Raw genomic sequence first — 16733 nt, 5'->3', positions numbered from 1 at the left:
CACTGAGCACTCGACGAAACAAAAATGGCCGGGATCGCTCCCGGCCATTTGTTCGAAACCGCTCGCCTTAGCGCGGTGGCAGTGACGCGGTGCCGCCGTTGAGCAGCGGGGTGATGCGGCGGATGGTGACGCGCCGGTTGATGCGGCTCGGGCCGTCCGTCTGCTCCTTCAGGTTCTGCTCGCCGTAACCTTGCGAGGTCAGGTTTTCCGCGGGGACCTGGAACTGCTGGGTCAGCAGCTCTGCCGTCGATTCGGCGCGGCGGTCAGAGAGCGAGAGATTGTCCACCTCGTTACCGACAGCGTCGGTGTGGCCCTCGATCAGGAACACCTCCTGCGGATTGCGCTGGAGCGCGCGGATCAAGCCATCGGCGATCACCTGAAGCTTCGCCGCCTGATCCTGGGAAATCTCCCACGATCCCGTGTCGAAGTTGATGGTGTTGACGTCGATGCTCGGCATCAGCATGCGCACGTTCGGGCTGTAGCGGATCTCGTCCAGCGAATAGCGGCGTTCGATCCGGTCGACCGGCGGCGCCACCATGGTGTCGTAGATCACATCCGGCGACGCATCTTCGGCGTCGACGATGTAGCGGTTGTAGGGGATACGGACCACCGGCGGCGGCATGTCGACATAGAAACCGCCGACCGCGCGCGGGTCGCGATAGCTGTTGTCGATGATGACCATCTCGCGGCCGCCCTGGTCACGCCTGATCCGGCGCAGCAACTGGCCATCGCGTCCCACGACCGTGACGATCTGCGAGCCGTCCGGACGGACCACGACCGTGCGGGTCTCGGCGCCGATCGTCTGAGTCTGGACGTCGCGGGCGCCGTAGCGGAAGCGATCGATCTCGCTGTGGCGGATATAGGCCTGGCCGCTCGGGTCGCGGATGATCATACGGCCCGGCTCGGTGATGACGGTGCGGCCGCCCTCCTGGACCTCGCGCCGCTCGGCGCGGAAGTCCTCGATACGCCGCGGCCCAATCGCGACGCCCTCGCGGGAAAACTTGGTGCCGAAGTCGGCCGGAGGCGGCGGCAATGGCGCGGTGACCTGCGGCGCGCGACGGAACGCGGGGGCAACCGTCGGCGGTGCATTCTGTGCGCGGCCGGGCGGCGGCGCGGCATTCGGCGCACCGGGCACGGCAGTGGGAGCCGCGGGCGCGGCGTTCGGCGCCGCGGCGCCGGGTGTGCCGGGTGCAACACCGGGGCGCGCTTGCGGCGTCGCTGGAGCCGCAGGCGGCGTGCCTGCAGCCGGAGGCGGGCTCGCCGGCGCGCCAGCGGCAGGAGGCGTCGTCGTCGCCGCGCCCGGCCGTGCCGGCGAAGGAGTCGGAGACGGACTTCCCGCGGCCGGCGGCGTCGCGGGTGTCGGCGTTGCCGCGGGCGCGGGATGAGGCTGCGTCGGCGTTGCGGTGGGCGCAGCGGCGGGCTGCTTGGCGCCGGCGGGCGGCACTTCCTTTTGCGCACCGCGCGGTGGCGTCGGAGTGGCCGGGGTCGTGGGCGCAGCGGGTGGCGTCGCCGCGGATGGTGGCGCGGGCGGCTGCGTGCGCGCGGGCGGCGCGGCGGTTGGCGGCGTCGGAGTGTGCGGCGCTGCTGCCGGAGGCGGCGTCGGACGCGCCGGCGGAGCAGCAGACGGAGGTGGAGGTGCTGGTCGTTCCGGAGCAGCGGCCGGCGGCGGTGTCGGGCGTGTCGGGGCGGCAGCCGGAGGCGTTGGCCGCTCTGGAGCAGCGGCCGGCGGCGGTGTCGGGCGTGTCGGAGCGGCAGCCGGCGGTGTTGGTCGTTCCGGAGCAGCGGCCGGCGGCGGAGTCGGCCGTGCCGGGGCAGCAGCGGGAGGCTGTGGTGTTGGCCGCGTCGGCGCAGCAGCCGGAGGCGGTGGTGTTGGTCGCGCCGGAGCAGCGGCCGGTGGCGCGGACGGATGTGCAGGCGGAGCGGCGCCAGGGGGCGGCTGAGGCGGTGCAGGCTGTTTCGGCGCACCGGCCGGCGGTGCCGCCTTCGGTGGCTGCTTCGGCTTTCCGTCCGGGCCGACTTCCTCCTTCTTCTCCGCTTGTGCCACGACGAGTGGCGCGGTTTGCGCATGCGATGCGAAGCTTGTTAGCTGCGTCACCGTCAATGCGGTCGTGGCAAGCAGCACGAGGCGAAGGTTTGTCATGATTGCAGGTCCCGGGAAAGTTCTTGGCAAGGGAGAGGATGGGCGGGGGCCGAATAGCTCGGCGGTCGGATCAACGGTTATTCGTTAGGCCGCAATGTGGCGGGCGACAAAGGGGAAAGGCTTTTTATTTCAGCGCTGCAATGACTTGCAAGCAAACTTGTTCATTGCTCATTCAGACGAGACTTGCAAATCGCGATCTCACCATTGTTCCTTGCGTGGTTCCGCGACATCGGTCGGATTCGGCGGGCGCGGACCGTTCGGCCCGCGAATCGGCACTTCATCAGGCAGCTTGCCGGGCAGTTCGTCAGGCACTGGCGGTTCGCCGGGCTCGCGCGCCGGCGGCGGTACCTCAGGGCGCGGATTGCCCGGCGGAATGCCGGGCGGTGGTTCGCTCGGCGTGCCTGGTGTCGCCGGCGGAATCTCGGGCGGTTCGATCGGCATCTAGCGCGTAACCGTGCCGTTGTTTCCGATCGCAGCGCGCGGATCATCACGCATCATGGTTCGCTCCGTTCCTGTTCCGCAAGAACGACAACGGAACGCATGCAGCGATGTTCCGATGATCCAGGCCCGAAAGTTATTCCGGCGCGTGGCAGACCGCTTCGATGTTGTGGCCGTCGGGATCCAGCACGAACGCGCCGTAATAGTTGGGATGGTAATGCGCGCGGATGCCGGGCGCGCCGTTGTCGCGTCCGCCGGCTGCGATCGCGGCCTTGTAGAACGCATCCACGGTTGCGCGATCCTTTGCCAGGATCGCGACATGCAGCGGCTTCTCTAGCCCGCCTTCGCCGCCGATCCAGAAATCCGGCTTGCCGCCCGCGCCGAAGCCGGCCGCCGCATCACTGCCGTTCTCCTGCGTGACTTCCATGATCAGCGTGTAGTCGAGCGGCGCGAGCGCCTGCCGATAGAACATCAGGGAACGCTGATAGTCGGAAACCGGAAAGCCGATGTGATCGATCATCAAGAAACTCCTTCGGCCTATCTGCTTTGATCAAACACCAGGAAGCCGGCCCGCGGGAAGTGCACCACCACCTCGCCGGCGCGGGGGTCGTGCCTGCGGATCGCGATATGCTGCGAAGAAAGGGAAACGATCTCACCGCTCACTTTGACCTTGCCGTAGTCATCGGGCATCACCTCGACCTGGTCGCCCGGCTTGCGGCGGTTGGGATCATAAGGGTCCGGCAGCACGGTGGTCCGTGGCGTAGCGTTGGCGGCGATTTCGAGTGCGGCGGCGGGTGAGATTTCCTTGCATGGCTTGTGCTCGATGGCGCGAATGCGCGCCTCCCATGATCGCGTGGCGGGGAATTCGAACAGCATCTTGTCGAGGTCGGGAAGGTTGGTGCGCACGTACCAGATATTCATGTAGGCGTTGACGTCGCACAGGCTGGGGGCGTCGCCGCACATCCAGCTATGGCCGTTGCGAAGCTGGGCCTCGATCCATTGCAGGTGGGCACGAAACTGATCGCGCATCTGCGGGATCGCCTTCCGCATGGCGGCAACATCGAACTTGGCGCCGCGCAGCTTTTCGCGGTCGTCGATGAACTCCTGCGGCACGTTGTCGGCCACTGAGCCGAAGATCAGGTTGACGGTGTTCTGGAAGAACGGACGGTCGGTCCACATCGTCGTCGCGGCGGCAAGCCCGTAATACCCGCTCGGGAACAGCGTCGGCTGCGGATAGCGCCGTTCCAGTTCGCGGACGATGCATTGGGTGTCGCAGTAGATATCGGCGCCGATCTGCAGCACCGGGGTCCGCCGGTAGCCTCCCGTCAGCGGCATCAGATCCGGGCGGGGCATGATCCGGGAAATCAGGACCGAGGTCCATGTCACGTTCTTCAGCGCCAGGATCAGGCGGATCTTCTCCGAGAACGGCGATTGAGGAAAATGATGGAGGATGACGGGATAGTCGGGACTCATCGTTCCCTCCCAGATCGTGATCCGACCAGTCGGATCACGATCTATCTTTTTGTTTGAACATGATCTCCGCGCAAACGCTTTGCGTTTGTCGCGAGGGAAAACCGGTTCCACTTTTCCGGATCATGCTCCAGATTGACGCTGGCAGAAGGCTAACCCCGGACCGGGCCGGTTACAATGGATCGGCGCGCGTCAGGACGACGCCGCGGTCGGCGTTCGTGTTGTCTTGGGACGGGAGACCTTGTGCAGCGCGTGCGAGAGCTGCTCGATCGAATAGGGCTTTTGCAGGAAGTCGAACCCATAGCTGCCTCGCTGCGCCAGCACCTGGCTGTAGCCGCTGGTCAGCACGACCGGCAGGTCGGGGTAGCGGCGGCGGATTTCCTGGGCGAGCTCGACGCCGCTTATGCCGGGCATGGCGACGTCGGTGAACACCACGTCGAAGCGGGCGGCGTCGCCGGCTAGCGCATCCAGCGCCTGCGTGGCGCTCTCGACCAGGGTCGCGGCGTAGCCGAGCTCGGCGAGCGCGTCGGCCGTAAACCTGCCGACCTCGATATTGTCCTCGACCACCAGCACCGACATGCCGCTGCCGTCGACCGGCGGCGCATCCGTGGCCGCGAATTGCAACGTCGGACCCGTGGCCGCGGCGCGGGGCAGATAGAGCGTGAAGGTAGAGCCCTTGCCGACCTCGCTGACCACGACAATCTCGCCGCCGGACTGCTTGGCGAATCCGAATACCTGCGACAGCCCGAGCCCGGTGCCCTGACCGATCTGCTTGGTGGTGAAGAACGGCTCGAAGATGCGCCCGAGCCGATCCTGCGGAATGCCGATGCCGATGTCCCCGACCGCAACCGCGACATAGCCGTGCGGCGCCGGCGGATGGCCGTCGACAACGGGCAGTTCGGCGGCGCGACGCACCGCGATCGTCAGCCGGCCGGCGCCATTCATGGCGTCGCGCGCATTGACGGCCATGTTGATGATCGCGGTCTCGAACTGGCCGGCATCGGCGTTGATGAAGCAGGGTTCGTCCGGAAGCCTGGTAACGATCTCGATCCGCGGCCCGACCAGCGTTCCGATCATCTCGCTCAGCACCTGCACGCTCTGGCCGACGTCGAACAGCTCGGGCTTGAGCGTCTGCCGCCGCGCGAAGGCGAGCAGTTGGCCGGTCAGTTTCGAGGCCCGGTTGACCGTCTCTGAAATCGCATCGATGTAGCGCAGCCGCCGCTGCTCCGGCAGGTTCGGCCGCCGCAGCATGTCGATGGAGGCGCGGATCACGGTCAGCAGGTTGTTGAAGTCGTGCGCGACGCCGCCGGTGAGCTGGCCGAGGGCCTCGAGCCGCTGCCCATGCTTCAGCGCCTCCTCGGCCTCCTGCCGTCTTTCGGCCTCCTCATGCAGGCGTCGCGTTCGCCGCAGCGCCAGGGCGAGCAGGAGGAACAACAGCGCGGTGGCCGGCACGCCAAAGATCAGGTGCTGGCCGATGGTCGCGAGCCAGCGCGCGCGGATCGCCGAGGTCTCGAGCCCCGCGCTGACATAGATCGGGTATTCGGCGAGCCGCCGATAACCGAGGCGGCGTTCGATGCCGTCGGCCGGCGATGTGACGGTGATCAGGCTGCCGTCTGGAATCGCGGCAAGCTTCTGCCCGACCGGCCCGTCAGGGTCGAGGCGGAACTCGCGGTCGGCCGTCGGATAGCCGGCCAGCATCGCGCCGTCGGTGCGGCCGAGCGCGAAGAAGCTGCCGGTTTCGCGGCCGATCCGCGCGTAGAAATTCTCGAAATACTCGGGCAGAACCGATGCCTGGATCACGCCGGCGAAGTCGCCTGCCTCGGTTGACCGCCGACGGCTGACGCCGAAGAATGGTGCGCCCCGGTAGGGCGGCCGCGGCGTCAGCACGTCGCCGATATAGGTGCCCACGTCATCAGCGGCATGCGCCCTGAAATACGCTCGGTCCGAGAAATCGATGTCGGGCGCCGGGGCCACCAGGCTGTTGACCAGAGCGTGGCCCCTGGCGTCGAAGACCCAGGCCGATTTCACCTGGGGCAGCGATGCCGTGAGCTGCTTCAGCCGCTCGTGCAGGCTCTCTTCGCGCGAACGGATCGCGGCGTCGGGAAGGCCGCGGATGATTTCCGCGATCTCCGACAGGCTGCGGTCGATGGTCTCGAACACTTTCAGCGCGTGCTCGTGCGCGACATCGAGCGTGCGCTCGATCTCCTGGTCGGCGGCCTGGTTGATTGAATTCCAGGAGATCACCGAAGCAAAAACAAAGAGTGCCAGCGGAAGGGCCAGGGAAGCGGCCATCATCCATTGCAACAACTTCAGCGAATGGCGTTGTGCGGTCTGCACGGGCACTCCGGTTCGGTCGCAACCTTAACGCAAAATTCGGTTGGGGAGGAAGGGGAGCGGGTGCGGCTTCCTTGCTGCCGTCGCCGGCCAGTTCCGCCCCTCGCATCACCAGCTATCGTGCATTATGGAAAGCGGCAGCGTGCTTCGGAAAGATAAGGATCAGCCGGCCGGGCACACTGGCGTGCCACGCGCCGGACCCGGGCCGAGCTAGAAATGGAGATCGTACATGGCTGAGAGCCGTCCCCCCTTTCCACCTTTCACCCATGAGACTGCCGTGCAGAAAGTGCGAGGCGCGGAAGACGGCTGGAATTCCTGTAATCCGGAAAAGGTGTCGCTTGCCTACAGCCCGGACAGCACCTGGCGAAACCGGTCGGAATTCATCAACGGTCGCGCCGAGATCGTCGCCTTTCTCACGCGGAAATGGGTGAAGGAGCTCGACTACCGCCTGATCAAGGAGCTTTGGGCGTTCACCGACAATCGGATCGCCGTACGTTTCGCCTATGAGTGGCACGACGATTCCGGAAACTGGTTTCGCTCCTACGGAAACGAGAACTGGGAGTTTGCAGCGAACGGGCTGATGCAAAAGCGGTTCGCCTGCATCAACGATCTCCCCATCAAGGAATCCGATCGCAAATACCACTGGGACCGTTCGGGACCTCGTCCCGCAGATCACCCGGGGCTTTCCGACCTCGGGCTTTGAGCGTCTCTGTTCGGAGTGGCGACACGCCGTCCATAGCGCGCGTCGATGATCTGTCGACGCGCGGGAGTGCCTATTGATTAGGCGTCGCGACAACAGATCCTTGACATCGTCGAGTTGTTCGCCCGCGGTTCACGGCTAGTTGGTCGGTTCTTACAACCGCAACTGTTCTCCCGAACGATTGAAATCACGCTGTAGCAAGCCGCGCCGATTCTGGCCGCTCCATATCGGAAGGAGGTCAGCCGATGACACCAACGGCAATCGAAGCTTTGGAGAGCAATCATGCGTGAGATGATCGGAGCAGTGCTTCTGGCGGCGTTACTGTCTGGTCGCACGGCCACGGCCGAGACGGTGGGACTGGCGAAACCATCGCCCTCTGCCGTCTCGTCAGGCATGTCCGATGCCTCATCACGGACGCTAGGTCTGCCGTGGCCTGCGCCGGTCGGCCATCGTCAGCCCCACGCGAAGGACCTGCTGTCGCAGAATCCGAACGAGCTCGAGCGCATCAGCGAAGAGGATCGTGCTGTCGATCGCAAGCTCACGATCTGCCACGGCTGTTGAGTTTCGTGCCCCAGCGTTTGTGGTCCCGTGCGTCCTGGCCGGTGTGGACGCACGGGACAACATTTCGAATGTAACCCATCTCTGATTCGTTGAAACGATCCTGTAGCTCCGCAACGTCATTGAAGCCGGCAACCACATCAATCCTCTTCCGCCACGACGTGCTTCGTCCGTCTGCCCGCAGATCGCGGATAAATCATATGACATGCGTGATTTCGGATCGGCCGATGCGACCAGATCCGATTTTGGCGTGACAAAAGGCGCGCCGAATGGACCTCAACTCTCTCCAAACCTTTGTCGCTGTCGTGCGGGCTGGCGGATTTGCCGCGGCCGCTCGTCAGACCAATACACCGCGCTCGTCCGTCAGTTTGCGCATCCGAACGTTGGAAAGAACACTCGGCGTCCGCCTCTTCAAGCGTTCGACTCGCGCTTTTTCGCTCACAACAGAAGGCGCCGAACTATACGGACGCTCTGCGGAGGCTCTGGCCTCTCTCGCCGGCGCGCTCGACGGCCTGGGCAAGGCAGGCGCCTCCTATGTCGGTGGAATCCGTCTGACGGCGCCGGCGGACTTTCCGCCCGGTATCATCGCCGCCGCCGTTTCCGAATTCCGTGAAGCGCATCCCGCCGTGCGGTTCGAGGTGCTGCTCACGAACGACGTGCTCGACCTCATCTCCGAGAACATCGATGTCGCCCTTCGCATTGGCGCTTCCAATCCGCAGGAAGCGCTCGTCAAGGGCGTTCTCGACATGGAGTTCGGCCTTTATGCCAGTGCCGAATATCTGCGCAGGAACGGCGAGCCAGCCAACATACACGCGGTGAGCACGCTGATTGGTCCCGAACGGCCCGAGCTGCGCCGCCTGCTGTCCCGCGCTCTCAAGAACGGGGTTGAGTTCCCGCAGTTTCAGCTCGCGGTGGACAGTTTCGCTTTGGTGCGTGAATTCGTCTTGCTGCATCAAGGCGTCGGGCTGCTGCCGCAATCGCTATGCCGAGCCGAGCTTGCATCGAAAGCCGTTGTGCCCGTGCTGCCGAACCTGTTCTCGGGCTCGACCCGGCTGCATCTTACCTTTCCCTCGCGCGCCGACCTCAATCCGAAGGTCAACGCGTTCGCGCAAGTCCTGGCGCGCCATCTGGAGGCTGCGTCGGCCGGACGGTGACGCGCTCGATTGGCCAGTATCCTGGCCGCTCTGTCCCGATCGGTGGGGCTACTCACGGCGCGCGCAGTCGCCACATGCGGTTTGTCAGACAGCAACCTTGCTCAGGACGCGAACATGCAAGCCGACATCACTACGGAATTCGAAACGACAGAATTCGCCGGGATCACCGCAGGGATCATCAACCCCTATCCGAGTCCCTTCACGATCCTCGACATGACGATCAAGCCCGGCGCCGGCGCACCCGCGCACATCTCCGCTACCGAAGACAAGCTCTTTATCGTGATCGCAGGCCAACTGAAGTACCTCATCGGTGACCGCACCGCCGTGGCAGGGCCGGGCGCACGGGTCCTGGTCCCGAGAGGTACGGTCCACGGCTTCACCAATGTCGGGGACGCCGACGCGCGACATATTCTGGTGTCCACGCCGCGCCGCCACGAAGAGTTTTTCCGCGACCTGCACGACATTCCAAATCCCCGGGAGGAGCATATGGATCTCTTGCCCGGCATCGCGGCACGCCACGATCAGGCGATCGTCGGACCTCTTCCTTAAGTTCTCTGCGCTCGGCCTGCGCCTGATGGCCGCAGGCGCAGGCCGGTTTTCACTATCGGTTTTCTACCGAAGTTGGAAAACAGATGGGCAGCAAGATCGGCGAATTGACCGTAGCCGCCCAGCTTCGCGGCGTGGAAGCCGCGGCAAAGCCTTGACGGCCCGGCGTTCGGCGGCGGCCAGCTTCCATGGTCGTCCGTCGAATGCTTACAGCCTTTTCGGTGGCGCTAGTCTGGCTTGCCACCGCAGAGTTCTACAACTAAGCTACTAAGATACCGGGCGTCAGAACGGCGCCCCTGTATTTTACGGAGGGCTTCGCTATGGCAGGTATCTTCCGGGACGCTAATCTCCAAGAGAAAGTACTGGATTTTTCTTATCAGAACGATGCCCTCGCACAGTTGATCGTCGAGGCATGGACCGATCCAGATTTTGAAAAGTGGTTGACGACGCGGCAGTCGGACGGCACCTCGCCAAACGCCAAAGCGTCGCTTCAGGCCCGGGGTATATTTCTGGCGAACCCCATCGTGTTCACGGAAGAAGAGTATAATAGCGGCTGTCACAACCCGGACCCTGATGGGACTGGAGTCATTTTCGTGGTGCCGGACCGATCGCGGGTCGACAAGCCTCCGCTTCACCTGTCTCTTCTCGAGACGGCCCGCTTGCTGATGGCCATTACGCCAAACGGAATCTAGCGCGGTCGAGACTGGGCCTGAGTTGTGTTTTTAGCGAGTTTCGCGCGCACCGTGCGGGAAACGGTGCGCGCGCGACCGCTCGGATATGGAGGTGTGGAATGGCGCCCCTGGTCACGGAGTGGGTCAACGTTAGCGGCAATATTTCGATCATCGCGCGCGAGTCGGGAGAGGTCTGGTTTCATCTCCCGGGCGGCACAAAGGAATACACAGATCCGTTTGCGACGCCGATGACGGGCGTCGGCGCCAGGGGCAGCACGATCGGGCTGCTCGACGGCGCGATCAATCTCGGATTTTCCAGAATTGAAGGGCGCCTCGCCAGCCCGGCGCCGACGCTCGTCGGCTACATCGTCGCCATCGTGGGCGCCTACCACACGTCTGTCCACACGCCGCGAAATCTCCAGCGCGCCGCCAGGCGATTCAACGAACTGGGGAGGCCGGAAGTGGCAGCCTATCTCGAAGAACGCGCGCGCGAGGAGACCGGTCACGACCGGCTCGCGCTCAAGGATCTTCGCGCGCTGGGCCTGCCCGCCGAGCGACTGGTCGCCAACTTCATCCCCGAGGGCATCAAGCCGCTCTGCGAGCGGTTCGATGAGCTCTGCGTCGAGGACTACCCGATCGGCTGCATCGGCTATTCCTATTGTCTGGAACGCATCGCCGCGCTCAAGCAGAAGACCGATATCGAGAAAGTGCAGGCACTATGCCCTGACGGCATCGATGCGACCCGCTTTCTCCGAAGTCACAGTTGCCTTGGGAGCGAGGTTGCCCACGTGGAAGAGACGATCGAGTTTGTCGCGTCCCTTCCCCCGAGCGATCGCATCAGGGTCGTCCAGGAGACGTATGAATCGGCATTGATCATGGCGGAGGGATATAATCACGAGCTGCTCAAATCCGAGGCGGAGATGCTCGACGAGCTTCAGCAGGCGGTCGGAGAGGCGCTTCCGTATCCTCTGAGTAGAGCCTTCGTACAGTAGGAGGCGCGGTGCTCGGCCCTCGGCGTGAGCAGAACGGCACGACAGTCGTCGCAGTCTGGCGTGCCTCGAGCGACAACAGACGAGGGCCTCTGCAATGGCGAGGACAACGACCGAGGTTCGCGACTGGCTGTGTGGACACGGCCTGGGCCAGTACGCCCAAACCTTCGCAGACAACAATATCGAATACTCCGTCCTTCCGGATCTGACCGAGAATGATCTCAGGAAGCTTGGCGTTATTTCCTTAGGTCATCGCAAGAAGCTGCTGAAGGCCATCGAAGCATTGACGGCAGCGAAGTTCGGCGTGGCGTCCATCCCGGTCGCGCCGCAGCGCGAGGCCGAATTCCGTCAGATCACGGTGATGTTCAGTGATCTGGTCGGGTCCACGCAGCTTTCGGAGGCGCTGGATCCGGAGGATCTGCAAAAACTCATTGACGCGTATCGGGGGGAATGCAGCACCGCGATCCGGCGCTACGGAGGCGAGGTCGCGCGCTACTTCGGCGACGGCGCGATGGCGTTCTTCGGTTGGCCCTATGCGCATGAGGATGACGCCGTTCGTGCCACTCATGCGGCACTGGAGATCGTTTCCAGAGTTACGAAGATTGCGGGGCCGGTTACCCTGACGTGCCGGGTGGGTGTCTGCTCCGGCCCCGTTGTGGTCGGCGAAACCGGAGACAGTGGCACGTGGTCGATGGACGCGGTAGGAGAGACGCCGAATATCGCCGCGCGTCTGCAGACTCTCGCCGCTGCCAACACGGTGGTCGTTTCGGAATCGACCAGACGGCTTGTATCAGCTGCGTTTGATTTTCAGGACCTCGGTCTCCAGGAGCTCAAAGGTGTAACTGAATCCGTTCACGTCTATCGCGTGCTCTCGGCAAAGCACACCACGAGCCGCTTCGAGGCGGCGCATGCGGGTTCTCTTACGCCGCTGATCGGGCGCTCGAGCGAGCTCAGCCTGCTGCTCGACAGGTGGCAGAAAGCCAAGGAGGGCGACGGCCAGGTCATATTTCTTTCGGGAATTCCCGGAGTCGGGAAATCGAGGCTTCTCCACGAACTGAAATCGCGTGTCGAGGATGAGCCGCACATCCTGCTTCACCATCAGTGCTCGCCCTATCACAGTCAGAGCGCGTTCTTTCCTGTGATCGAGCAGATCGAACAGGCCGCCCAACTGACGGCACGCGAGCCCGATGCGGACAAGCTTGCGAAGCTCAAGGTCTACCTTCCGCGCCCGATTGACGGCTTGGCGGAGCCGGTCGCCCTGATCGCAAAACTGTTGTCGATCCCGCTGGAAGATGACCTCGAACTGTCAGGACTTACGCCGCGGCAAGTGAAAAACAGGACGATCTCTACGCTTGTCGACATCCTGTTGGCATTTTCCGCTCAACGCCCGACGCTCTGCATCTTCGAGGACGCGCATTGGCTTGACGCGTCGACCCTTGAGCTGCTCGAACTGGTCACCAGCCGCATCGACCGCGCCCGCGTGCTGCTTATCGTATCCTGTCGGCCCGAATTTCGCCCCGCGTGGATCACTCATGCGAACACCACCCTGCACTCGCTCACGCGGCTGTCGCACAGCGAGGTCAGGGCGATGATCCGGGAGCTCCTGAGCGGCGCGAGCATGCCCCAGCCGTTGCTCGACCAGATCATCGAAAAGGCCGATGGCGTCCCGCTATTCATCGAGGAACTGACAAACAGCACGTTGAGCGCCCCTTTGCGAAGCCGAGGCGCCGTCGAGCGCAAGGCGCAGCCGGCCTTGCTCCGCGTTCCGGACACGCTAAGCGACGCCTTGATGGAACGGCTCGACCGGGTCGCACCAAGCCGCCGGCTTGCGCAGATCGCGGCCGTGATCGGACGGGAATTCTCCTATGACCTCTTGTCGGCTGCATCGCAGGTTGACGAGGAGGATATGCTGTCGGCACTCTCATTGCTCGAACGCGCCGATATCATTTACCGGGTCGACGTTTCGCCGTTCGTCCGTTTCGCCTTCAAGCACGTGCTGCTGCGCGATGCGATCTACGACTCCCTGCTCAAGAGCAAGCGGTTGCAGTTTCACGCCGACATCGCGACGATCCTGGAGCATGATTTCCCGGAGCTTGCCGAAAATCAGCCCGAGGTTCTCGCCTATCACCATCAGGAGGCAGGCAATCATCCACTTGCCATTCGCTGCTGGTTCAAGTCCGGGCAACGCGCGCTAGCGCATTCGGCCAATGTCGAGGCCATCGCCAATTTTCGAAAGGCCCTTCAGCTTCTGAGCGCCCTGCCGGACACGCTCGAGCGGACCAGGCAGGAGACCGACATTCAACTGGCGTTGGGCATACCGCTCATCGCGGTGCAGGGCTATGCCTCCGCCGATACCCGCGAAGCTTTTTCGCAGGCGCGGGCCCTCTGCCTGCGGCTCGGCAACATTCCCGAATATTTCCAGGCGCTGTTCGGGTTGTGGGGGAATGCCTGGATGTCCGGCAAGAATGATGAAGCGCTCGGCATGGCCGATGAGTTCATGTCGCGGGCTCAGGCGTTGCCGGACGCCGTGCCGCGAATGGTCGCCCACAGAATGATGGGCAGCACGCTATTGACGATCGGGGACTTTCGATCGTCGGTGGACCATTTCGAGGAGTCGATCAAGCTTTCGATGAACAAGGGAAGGCCGCCGCTATACCATCTCTATATGGTCGAGCCGCAGGCGGCCTCGCTGCTGCTGCTGTCCTGGGATTTGTGGTTCCTCGGCTATCCCGACCAGGCGCTCGCGCGCGTCTCGGAGGCGCTTGCCTTGGCGCGGGATCTTCGCCACCCCTACACCATAGCGTTCGCGCATTACATGACCTCGGTCGTGCACCTGTTGCGTGGGGAGGCCGATCTCGCGTTCGAGAACGCCGAAAAGAGCTTTGAGGTGTCGCGAGAGCAGCGGTTTTCGCTATATGCGATCCTGTCGCGAATTTCGCGCGGCCGGGCCGTCGGCGACCTCGGCCGGATCGAAGAGGCCCGCGGCGAGATCGCCCGCGGGCTCGACGAGGCCCGGCAGAACAACGTCGGCTTCATGCTGCCGATGATGGAGAGCTGGCTTGCGGAGATGCACGCCAAGGCAGGAGAAAATGAGTACGCGCTATGGATCGTCGAGCAGACCCTGACCAATCTCGATGACGTGACAGGCAGGTCATGGGAATCGGAATTGCATCGGCAAAAAGCGCAGCTTCTTCTGGCGCTCGACCCGTCGAACATTTCGGACGCCGAATCTTGCCTGAAGAAGTCGATCGACGTGGCCTGCGGTCAAAGCGCCAAATCCCTGGAGCTGCGCGCCTCGGTGGACCTTGCCGAACTCTGGCGCGAGCAAGGAAGGCTTGAGGCGGCGCGCGCGCTATTGGAGCCAATCTGCCGCTGGTTCGATGAGGGGGCCGAGACCGCCGACCTCAGGCGGGCGCGCGACGCTCAAGCCGCGGCGCTCTGATCCTCACGTGCGGCGGTCGCGGCCGCACTCATCCGCGGTCACGGCAAGGTGCTCACGCACCTGCGACCGCTTCTGGACATTTGGGAGCCGGGCTACGCTGAGCGTGCTCACTACATCCGCATCAACATGGCCCAGCTTCGGCAGAAGCTCGAGGCCGATCCCGCGCCCCATTGAGGGGAGCAAGGCAAAATGGCAAGGGAGAGGAACAGATCGACTTTCACGGTAGGGGCTTCTTGGCGGTATGTTCGGTTCTCTTGTCCTGCTCGCGCATGGCATCATCTATTTCATTCTCATGGGGAGCATTTTCAGAGCAAGGCAGAGCATTGGAGTTGGCGTTTTTTTCTGCCTCCTCGGCACGATGCACTTCCTCGAGACCTATTTGGCGGCCACCTTCTTCATCGAACTGCCCTTCGGTCTGATCTCGCCAGGGTCCACCGTGATGTTCGCGGGCAAGCTCTGCTTTTTCCTGCTGCTTTACATCAAGGAAGACGCCGAGGTGATGCGGCAGCCGATCTACGGCCTCCTGAGCGGCAACATTCTGATGATCGCGCTAGGGCTTATCCTGCGCCTCTACAGCAATCCGGCGAGCTTGCCGGGCTATAATCCGGATCTCCGCTTCATCGACCAAATGGGCTTGCTCATGGTCTGGGGCAGCCTATTGCTGTTCATCGATCTGATAGCCCTTGTCATCATTTATGAACGGCTTGGAAAAATGGTGACGAACACCGTCCCCGGGCGGATCTTCATCAGCTTGGCGCTTGTGTTGAGCTTCGACCAGGCCTTCTTCTACCTGGGGCTGCATCTCCTTACAGGCGTACCAGAATCGGCATTGTACGGCGGGTGGATCGCCAAGATCGCCGCGGCTGCCTTCTTCAGCCTCATGATGACCGTATATCTCCGCATCGTTGAACGGGAGACTCTTCCCGTGCAATCGCGTCGCGCCGCGGATGTGTTCGATCGCCTGACTTACCGGCATCGCTACGAAAAGCTTGCTGAGCGGGTTGGCAAGGATGCGCTGACGGGACTTCAGGATCGTGGGCAGTTCGATGCCAAAGGGGCGGCAATGCTGCAGACTGCTTCTCAATCGGGCCTGTCGCTTAGTCTCATGATGATCGACATCGACCACTTCAAGTCGATCAACGACAGCCGCGGCCACCTCGTTGGCGATGGCGTGATCCGCAAGGTGGCCGAGACGATTGTCGCCTCAAAGCGTGAGGGTGACGAGCTGTTTCGATATGGCGGGGAAGAGTTCGCATTGCTGTGCCCGCAGACGCCCCCAGGCGCCATGGCGCTGGCAGAACGCATTCGGGCGGCTGTGGCCGACAGCCATCATCCGGAACTGGAGCGGGCGGTGACGGTCAGCATCGGCATCGCCACCTTTCCAACCCATGCCAGAGCTTTTCGGGAGTTGCTCGAAAAAGCGGATGCGCCCTTTATCGGGCGAAGGCGTCAGGCAGGAACGGAGTTGTTGGCGCGGACGCCTAAATGTTTGGTGGCGGCGGCGATATCCAGCCGTGTCGCATCGACCTCGCCCTGCACGAGCAATGGCTCCGGTCGCAAGAGGTAGAACACGGAAAGCGCGACGACGACAGCTGGGACGACACCGACGATGATGGAAGGAGTGCGTATCGCGCTGCGTGCATTCTTCTCCGGGGTAAGCTCGCCATCTTCGTGCCCCGGCGCGATCGTGGGGTCGACGCCAGGCGCATTCCCAACATGCCGAAATTTCCCGGAGCAGGTGGGGAACTTTTCGCTTGTGTGCACTTTGTACTTTATTGGCCCGTGTCCGCGGGCGGTTGACGTAGATGTTGTGCCCTTCGTTGGTCGGACACCAGACTGGGGTATGAGGCAGGCAGGCATCGATACTCCTTTTGAAGACGAAGCGGTCATTCGGAGGATGCTTGTCCAAATGACTTCAATGTTGAAGCTCAGCTCGAAGTTCACTGCATGCGCTGTCGTACTGGCCTTCGCGATGGTTCTGTCGGTCGCGGCGTATGCCAGAGGTGGCGGTGGCCATGGTGGGGGTGGTGGCCATGGCGGCGGCTTTCACGGCGGTGGCTTTCACGGCGGCGGCTTCCATGGTGGAGGCTTTCGTGGTGGCGGCTCCCACTTCGGCGGAAGAAACTTCGGTGGCGGCCGTGCAATCGCCGCGAGACCTCATTTTGCCCCGCGGATAGGCCGTTCGTTTGCGCGGCCGAGCTTCCATGGCGGCCGTTCGTTCAGCCAGCGATCGTTCGCGCCGCACAACAGAGCCGCGGCGGTCGGCGCCTCCGCGCTTGCGGCGAGGCACG

Annotated in this window: 16 protein-coding genes; 10 read left to right on the top strand and 6 right to left on the bottom strand. The window is 63.3% G+C overall.

The window, feature by feature from the left end; all coding sequences use genetic code 11:
• Positions 1 to 67: 67 nt before the first annotated feature.
• A complete protein-coding gene (locus OZ411_RS43430; RefSeq protein ID WP_349017055.1) occupies positions 68 to 1033 on the bottom strand; it encodes an OmpA family protein in 966 nt (321 codons plus the stop codon).
• Between OZ411_RS43430 and OZ411_RS43425 the strand changes: the two genes are divergently transcribed.
• Entirely contained in the window at positions 1005 to 1385 is a 381-nt protein-coding gene (locus OZ411_RS43425) for a hypothetical protein (protein ID WP_349017054.1), read from the top strand. The genes OZ411_RS43430 and OZ411_RS43425 overlap by 29 nt on opposite strands.
• A gap of 172 nt (positions 1386 to 1557) precedes the next feature.
• On the top strand, positions 1558 to 2142 hold the full coding sequence (locus OZ411_RS43420; RefSeq protein WP_349017053.1) for a hypothetical protein: 585 nt from the start codon (positions 1558 to 1560) through the stop codon (positions 2140 to 2142).
• A gap of 196 nt (positions 2143 to 2338) precedes the next feature.
• On the opposite strand, the gene OZ411_RS32610 is transcribed toward OZ411_RS43420, so the two are convergent.
• The 4 genes from OZ411_RS32610 to OZ411_RS32595 all read right to left on the bottom strand — a co-directional run bounded on the left by OZ411_RS32610 (position 2339) and on the right by OZ411_RS32595 (position 6385).
• On the bottom strand, positions 2339 to 2581 hold the full coding sequence (locus OZ411_RS32610) for a hypothetical protein (RefSeq protein WP_130584291.1): 243 nt from the start codon (positions 2579 to 2581) through the stop codon (positions 2339 to 2341).
• Positions 2582 to 2714: 133 nt separating this feature from the next.
• Entirely contained in the window at positions 2715 to 3098 is a 384-nt protein-coding gene (locus OZ411_RS32605) for a VOC family protein (RefSeq protein WP_130584292.1), read from the bottom strand.
• A gap of 17 nt (positions 3099 to 3115) precedes the next feature.
• A complete protein-coding gene (locus OZ411_RS32600; protein ID WP_282531220.1) occupies positions 3116 to 4051 on the bottom strand; it encodes a glutathione S-transferase family protein in 936 nt (311 codons plus the stop codon).
• Positions 4052 to 4240: 189 nt separating this feature from the next.
• Positions 4241 to 6385, bottom strand: a complete 2145-nt coding sequence (locus OZ411_RS32595; RefSeq protein ID WP_282531219.1) for a hybrid sensor histidine kinase/response regulator — start codon at positions 6383 to 6385, stop codon at positions 4241 to 4243.
• Between the two features lie 226 nt (positions 6386 to 6611).
• On the opposite strand from OZ411_RS32595, the gene OZ411_RS32590 reads away from it, so the two are divergent.
• From OZ411_RS32590 to OZ411_RS32555, 8 genes are all read left to right on the top strand, one after another.
• Positions 6612 to 7085 (top strand): nuclear transport factor 2 family protein, encoded by a 474-nt coding sequence (locus OZ411_RS32590; RefSeq protein ID WP_282531218.1) that lies wholly within the window; start codon positions 6612 to 6614, stop codon positions 7083 to 7085.
• Positions 7086 to 7364: 279 nt separating this feature from the next.
• The gene (locus OZ411_RS32585) at positions 7365 to 7643 is read left to right on the top strand and encodes a hypothetical protein (protein WP_130583749.1); all 279 of its coding nucleotides are present in this window, start codon (positions 7365 to 7367) and stop codon (positions 7641 to 7643) included.
• A gap of 266 nt (positions 7644 to 7909) precedes the next feature.
• Positions 7910 to 8794 (top strand): LysR family transcriptional regulator, encoded by an 885-nt coding sequence (locus OZ411_RS32580; RefSeq protein ID WP_282531217.1) that lies wholly within the window; start codon positions 7910 to 7912, stop codon positions 8792 to 8794.
• 114 nt (positions 8795 to 8908) lie between these two features.
• Entirely contained in the window at positions 8909 to 9343 is a 435-nt protein-coding gene (locus tag OZ411_RS32575) for a cupin domain-containing protein (RefSeq protein WP_130583751.1), read from the top strand.
• Positions 9344 to 9660: 317 nt separating this feature from the next.
• On the top strand, positions 9661 to 10032 hold the full coding sequence (locus OZ411_RS32570) for a hypothetical protein (protein ID WP_130583752.1): 372 nt from the start codon (positions 9661 to 9663) through the stop codon (positions 10030 to 10032).
• Between the two features lie 98 nt (positions 10033 to 10130).
• Entirely contained in the window at positions 10131 to 11003 is an 873-nt protein-coding gene (locus OZ411_RS32565; protein ID WP_130581517.1) for a hypothetical protein, read from the top strand.
• A 94-nt stretch (positions 11004 to 11097) separates the two neighbouring features.
• Positions 11098 to 14442 (top strand): adenylate/guanylate cyclase domain-containing protein, encoded by a 3345-nt coding sequence (locus OZ411_RS32560; protein WP_282531216.1) that lies wholly within the window; start codon positions 11098 to 11100, stop codon positions 14440 to 14442.
• A 241-nt stretch (positions 14443 to 14683) separates the two neighbouring features.
• The gene (locus OZ411_RS32555) at positions 14684 to 16009 is read left to right on the top strand and encodes a GGDEF domain-containing protein (protein ID WP_282531215.1); all 1326 of its coding nucleotides are present in this window, start codon (positions 14684 to 14686) and stop codon (positions 16007 to 16009) included.
• Between the two features lie 348 nt (positions 16010 to 16357).
• Here OZ411_RS32555 and OZ411_RS32550 read toward each other — a convergent pair.
• On the bottom strand, positions 16358 to 16733 hold a 376-nt coding region (locus tag OZ411_RS32550; protein ID WP_282531214.1), incomplete at its 5' end, for a hypothetical protein.

This window comes from Bradyrhizobium sp. Arg237L, from assembly GCF_029990105.1.
GTDB lineage: Bacteria > Pseudomonadota > Alphaproteobacteria > Rhizobiales > Xanthobacteraceae > Bradyrhizobium.
This window is presented reverse-complemented; position numbering and strand designations above follow the sequence as displayed.